A 5,344-nucleotide genomic window follows, 5' to 3' on the forward strand; every position below is an offset into this window, starting at 1 on the left:
CTACAACCGCCTCGACGATCCGATCACCAATGTCACCGTGGGGCCAGGCGGAATGGCCTATCCGGTGGCGGGCTTCATCCCCGCGGGTGGGGTGCTGCGCCAGCGGCGCAACGCCGGCCAGATCGAGGCCTGGGGCCTGGAGGCCGACATTTCGCGCACGTTTGGCGGACTGACCCTGATGGGCGCGGCCTCGGCCACCAAGGCGGAGGTCGATGGCGGCGGCGCCTCACCCCAGCTCACCGGCAAACGCCCGGCCCAGACGCCGGAGTACACGGTCACCGCCGGCGTCGACTGGAGCGCGTCTGAACGGCTGACCCTGTCGGCGAACCTGCGGTTCGAGAGCGAGCGGTTCGAGGACGACCTCAACAGCCGCAAGCTCGCGGCCTCCGTCGGGATGGACGCCCGGGCGGCTTGGCGGCTGACCCCCGACAGTGAGGTCTATCTGGCGGCCGAGAACCTCACCGACGCCCGTATCGAGGTGGGCGAGACCGGCGACGGGACCGAGAGCTTCGCCGCGCCGCAGACCTTCCGGATCGGCTTCTCCCTGCGGCGCTAGTCGGTTTTCTCGCCGAACAATTCCTTATGCTTGGCGCAGATCGCGGGCCACAGGGCGGCCACCTCCGGCACGTCGAGGCCGAACTCGCGGGCCAGGATGTCGACAAAGGCGTCGGCGCTCTCGATCAGGGTCTGGGTGCGCTCCCCCGGTCGCACACGGCGCAGGGTGCGGCCCAGGATGATCACCAGGCCGTCCGGGGTATGGCGCTGGACGGTGGGGAACTGGGTGAAGATCGAATCCGGCGAGGTCCGCAGCCACTGGCAGGTGGTGTTCAGCGCGATGTCGCTGGCCGCCGCCTCGGTGAAATCGAAATAGGGCGCGCCGCCCAGGGCGTGGTTGTGAAATCGCCACCAGTCGGCGTCGAGCTTCTCCAGGCGGAAGTCGTAGTCCGCGACCGTCATCGGGCCCGCGGCCAGGGCCACTGGCTCCAGGACGCCGTCGCCGAACCCGACGTCGGCGATGTAGGACCGGTCCAGATCCACGCGCAGAACCAGGTGGTTGCCGTGGCTGATCTCGCCGCGCTCGGTGCGGCCCACCGCGCCCGCCATGCGGGTGACCTTGAAACCGATCTCGTCTAGCGCCCACCCCAGCAGGCCGTTCATCTCGTAGCACCAGCCGCCGCGCCGCCGCGTCACCAGCTTGTCGAAGGCGTGTTGCACGGAGACGTCGCCGGGCCGCTGCAGCTGCACGTCCAGGTTCTCGTAGGGGATGGCCAGCAGGTGGGCGCGGTGGATCGCCGTCAGGGTCTCCAGATCCGGGCGCGGTGTCGGGGCATAGCCGATGCGGGCCAGATAGGCGTCGAGGTCCATGGGCGCTCCTTCTTGTGCTCAAGCTAGGATGGCTGGCGTCGTTCCACCAGCATGGCTAGGAGGGAGCGCATGGACAATCTGACCACCGAATTCGCTTTCGAAGCCTTGGTCTCCATCGATGCGGCCACCCGCATGGGGGACACCGCGCTCGGCAAGCGGCGGTTCATCGGCATCACAGGCGGGACCTTCAAGGGCCCGCGCATCGAGGGCGAGGTGATCCCGGGCGGAGCCGACTGGCAGACGGTGCGGGCCGACGGCGTCACAGTGATCGAGGCGATCTATGCGCTGAAGACCTCCGACGGTGCGGTCATCGCCGTGCGCAACCTGGGCCTGGTGGCGCCCACGCCGGAGGGCGGCCGCTATGTCCGCACCAACCCCACCTTCGACGCGCCGCAGGGGCCCCACGACTGGCTGAACAAGTCGATCTTTGTGGGTACGATCGGCGTCGCCGATGGCGGAAAGGCCGTGCGGATCGGCGTCTACCGGGTGGTGTGAGCCGCTATGGCTTGGCCGGCTCTCCCGCGCCGGTGATCAAGGCCACGATCTGAGGGCTGATGTTGTCGGCGCCCTTCTCCATCATGTGGGAGACGATCCGCGCGCCGACCGCGGCGCGGGTCTGGCTGGTGAACTCGGTCTTGTTCTCGCGGACCCAGTCCATGGAGGCCTTGCGGTTCACATTGAGCTGCTGGAAGTGCGGGACCACGTAGCGGGCGATCATTTCGTAGGACCGCTGGGTGTTCTCCCAGTTGGCCCAGTTGTGAGCCATCATCAGGTAGCAGCCGAATCCGCCGCTCTCTGCCTGCAGCTGCTCGATACGGGCGATGGCCTCGTCTGGTGTGCCCACCACCGCCGAGCCCAGGGCGAGATAGGCCTCGACGGGGTCGCCGGCGAAGTCCTCGGGCACCATCGGCAGGTTGGCGATCTCGCGGAAGTAATAGATCCATTTTTCCAGGCCAAAGCGGACCTGCTCGACGGCCTTGTCCTTGGTCTCGGCGATGTGCATCTGGCCCACCAGCCGCCAGGCGTTGCGGTCCATCGTCGTTCCGTTGAGCTGGGCCATGTCCTCGGCGATGCCCCAGTTGGCGGCCAGCGCATTGAACCCCGCCGTCGTGGTGGCGCCCAGGGAGAGCAGGCCTACCCCATGCTTGCCAGCGGCTCGCGCGCCGGTCGGCGAGACCTGGCTGGCCACGGCGATCTCCACCGACGGCCGGGAATAGGGGGTCATCTGCAGGCGGGCGTTGACCAGGCTGAACCAGTCGCTCTCGTGGCTGACCTCCTCGCCGCGCAGCAGCCGAACCAGCACGTCGAGGGCCTCGTCCATGCGGTCGCGCTGCTTGGCCACCGGTATGCCCATCATGAAGGCGTCGGAGGACAGCGCGCCGGGGCCTGCGCCGAACATCACCCGCCCGCGGGTCATGTGGTCCAGCTGGTTGATGCGGTCGGCGAGCATCATCGGGTGGTGATAGGGCAGGGACGACACCCCGGTGCCCAGCTTGATGTGCTTGGTGCGCTCGGCGGCGGCGGCGATGAACACCTCGGGCGAGGCGATCAGCTCATAGGCGGCCGAATGGTGCTCGCCGATCCAGGCCTCCTCGAAGCCCAGATTGTCCAGGTGCTGCACAAGCTCCAGATCGCGCTGGATGGCCAGGGTCGGGTTCTCGTCCAGGGGGTGGAAGGGCGCGATGAAGGCGCCGAAGCGCAGCTTGGTGTCCAAAGTCATTTGGCCCTCCCAGGGTCTTTGGCGAGACCTTAGCTGGGGTGACGCGGGGGCGCCTAGCGGGCCGTACCTGCGTTTCGAACCTTAAGCGGCGGAGTCCCGGGCTGCTTCCAGGAACTGCAGGACGGAGAGCTCAAAGGCGCGTGTCGAGGTGGTGTTCTTCAGGGGGAGGACGCCACGCTCGTAGGATTCCAGCACCAGGGGGTGGATGTAGGAGCCCTTGCAGACCGCGGCGGTGTTTCCCAGCAGGCCGGCCACGGCCTTCACGCTGGCGGCGACGTTGCGCTTCGCCTCGGTCGCGCTGGCGGCCGGGGGATGCAGGACGAGACCGCGCGCCGCCGACAGGGTGCCGGCCCAGGTGCGGAAGTCCTTGGCCGAGAAGTCGTCGCCCAGAACTTCGCGGATGTAGCCGTTGACGTCGGCGCTCTCGACGACGTGTCGGTCGCCCTTGTCGTCCAGATACTGGAACAGGCGCTGGCCGGGGATCTCCTGGCAGGCCTTGACGATGCGGGCCAGGCGCCGGTCGCGGAAGCCGGTCTGGTGAACCTTGCCGCTCTTGCCTCGGAACTGGAAGACGGCGCCAGTGCTGGTGATCCTGGCGTGGCGGTCGCGCAACGTGGTCAGGCCAAAGCTCTTGTTGGTGCGGGCATACTCCTCGTTGCCCACCCGGATCAGGGTGACCTCCATCACCGCGACGACGGCGGCCAGCACCTTCTCGCGTGGCAGTCCCCGGCGGGCGAGGTCGGTCTCGACCCGTTTGCGCAGGCGGGGCAGGGCGCGTCCGAAGGCGATGACCCGGTCATACTTGATGAGGTCGCGGTCCTGCCGCCAGCCGGGGTGATAGCGGTACTGCTTGCGGCCCTTCTGGTCGCGGCCGGTGCACTGGATATGGCCCCGGGCCGAGGGGCAGATCCAGACGTCAGTCCAGGCCGGCGGGATCACCAGGGCCTTGATGCGTTCAAGGGTCTGGGCGTCGGTGACCGGGCGGCCCTCGGCGTCGCGGTAGGAGAACCCCAACTTGCCGGCCACGCGGGTGACGCCGGCGTCGTCGTCGTTGACATAGGTCAGGCCGGCCGGGGCGGGGGGCGTAAGCTCTGCGGTGTCTCTGGCCATCTGTCGCCTTTGGAGAACAACGGGGACGTGGCATCTACGGCCCGTACAGCCGCTGAACGTGAGCTCGCGGTCGCGAGTTCCTAAGTCGGCCTGGAGACCTAAAGTCCGTGAACTATCGCCACGCCTTCCACGCCGGAAATTTCGCTGACCTGATCAAGCACGCCGGCCTCCTGCGCCTGATGGCCACCCTGACCAAGGCGCCGGGTCCGCTGACGGTGATCGACACCCATGCGGGCCGAGGTCTCTATGATCTCTCCGGCGCCGAGGCCCAGCGTTCGGGGGAGGCGGAGGCCGGCATCGCCCAGCTGATGAAGGCCGCCGACCTGCCCGCCGCCTTCGGCCCCCTTCGGGCGGCGGTGAACAAGCTGAACAACAGCGGGCCGACCAAGCTGTATCCAGGGTCGCCGCGCCTGATCGCCGACACCCTCCGGAAAAAGGATAGCTACATCGCCTGCGAGCTGCGCGGCGAGGAGCACGCGGCGTTACGAATGGCGCTCAAGGGCCGGACCAGTGTCGAGACTCTCTGCGCCGATGGCTATGACACCGCTGTCAGCCGCTGCCCGCCGAAGGGCGCCGTGCTCGTCCTCATCGATCCGCCCTTCGAGCGGCCCGACGACTACACCCGCATCGTCGCCACGCTGAAGGCCATCGGCCGGCGCAATCGCGACGCGGTGGTGATGATCTGGCTGCCTATCAAGGATCTGCAGACTTTCGACCATTTCCTCAACGAGGCGCAGGACACCGGCATCGGCCCGCTGCTGGTGGGGGAGTGCCGGATGCGGCCGCTGAACGATCCCATGAAGATGAACGGCTGCGCCCTGGTGACAGCCCGCGCGCCTGCGGACTTCGCCGCGTCGATGGACGAGATGTGCCGCTGGACCGCCCAGACCCTGGGCCAGAATGGTCAGGGCCGGGTTTCGACGCTGTCATAACGTTGATTTGCATCAAAGCGTCGCGTGATGGTGTTATGTTGCAATGCACAATCAATCCCGGAGACGTTCCATGATCGCGTTTAAGCCGAACGAGTCCGTCACCCCTGCCGCGGCCCTCTACGTGCCGATCGGCGCGGCCTCCCCCCTTTGGTTCATGTTCACCGGCGCGGCCTCGGCCGGCGTCGCCTACTGGTGGATGACCCGTTGGATGCGGCCG

6 protein-coding genes are annotated in these 5,344 nt (G+C 67.7%); 3 read left to right on the forward strand and 3 right to left on the reverse strand.

The features are described 5' to 3' along the window. Nucleotides 1-556 (forward strand): TonB-dependent receptor (locus RMO97_RS20730; RefSeq protein WP_310542900.1); only part of this gene is annotated, 556 nt, incomplete at its 5' end. On the opposite strand, the gene RMO97_RS20735 is transcribed toward RMO97_RS20730, so the two are convergent. Then, entirely contained in the window at nucleotides 553-1,365 is an 813-nt protein-coding gene (locus RMO97_RS20735; protein WP_310542901.1) for an arylamine N-acetyltransferase, read from the reverse strand. The two genes, RMO97_RS20730 and RMO97_RS20735, sit on opposite strands and share 4 nt — an antisense overlap. A gap of 69 nt (nucleotides 1,366-1,434) precedes the next feature. Here RMO97_RS20735 and RMO97_RS20740 point away from each other — a divergent pair, with 69 nt between their 5' ends. Beyond that, nucleotides 1,435-1,860, forward strand: a complete 426-nt coding sequence (locus tag RMO97_RS20740; protein ID WP_310542902.1) for a DUF3237 family protein — start codon at nucleotides 1,435-1,437, stop codon at nucleotides 1,858-1,860. 4 nt (nucleotides 1,861-1,864) lie between these two features. Here the strand turns inward: RMO97_RS20740 and RMO97_RS20745 are convergent, their stop codons facing one another. Then, complete coding sequence (locus RMO97_RS20745) at nucleotides 1,865-3,085, reverse strand: LLM class flavin-dependent oxidoreductase (RefSeq protein ID WP_310542903.1); 1,221 nt, start codon at nucleotides 3,083-3,085, stop codon at nucleotides 1,865-1,867. 81 nt (nucleotides 3,086-3,166) lie between these two features. Continuing rightward, nucleotides 3,167-4,195 (reverse strand): DNA topoisomerase IB, encoded by a 1,029-nt coding sequence (locus RMO97_RS20750; protein ID WP_310542904.1) that lies wholly within the window; start codon nucleotides 4,193-4,195, stop codon nucleotides 3,167-3,169. A 107-nt stretch (nucleotides 4,196-4,302) separates the two neighbouring features. Here RMO97_RS20750 and rlmJ point away from each other — a divergent pair, with 107 nt between their 5' ends. After that, complete coding sequence (rlmJ, locus tag RMO97_RS20755) at nucleotides 4,303-5,127, forward strand: 23S rRNA (adenine(2030)-N(6))-methyltransferase RlmJ (protein WP_310542905.1); 825 nt, start codon at nucleotides 4,303-4,305, stop codon at nucleotides 5,125-5,127. Nucleotides 5,128-5,344: the final 217 nt, after the last annotated feature.

It is taken from the genome of Phenylobacterium sp. (genome assembly GCF_031425575.1).
Lineage (GTDB): Bacteria > Pseudomonadota > Alphaproteobacteria > Caulobacterales > Caulobacteraceae > Phenylobacterium.

What these genes read in the sequence shown, in the direction of transcription:
- RMO97_RS20745 (WP_310542903.1), bottom strand. Translation starts at nt 3,085, where the DNA reads ATGACTTTGGACACCAAGCTGCGCTTCGGCGCCTTCATCGCGCCCTTC.
- RMO97_RS20750 (WP_310542904.1), bottom strand. Translation starts at nt 4,195, where the DNA reads ATGGCCAGAGACACCGCAGAGCTTACGCCCCCCGCCCCGGCCGGCCTG.
- RMO97_RS20740 (WP_310542902.1), top strand. Translation starts at nt 1,435, where the DNA reads ATGGACAATCTGACCACCGAATTCGCTTTCGAAGCCTTGGTCTCCATC.
- RMO97_RS20735 (WP_310542901.1), bottom strand. Translation starts at nt 1,365, where the DNA reads ATGGACCTCGACGCCTATCTGGCCCGCATCGGCTATGCCCCGACACCG.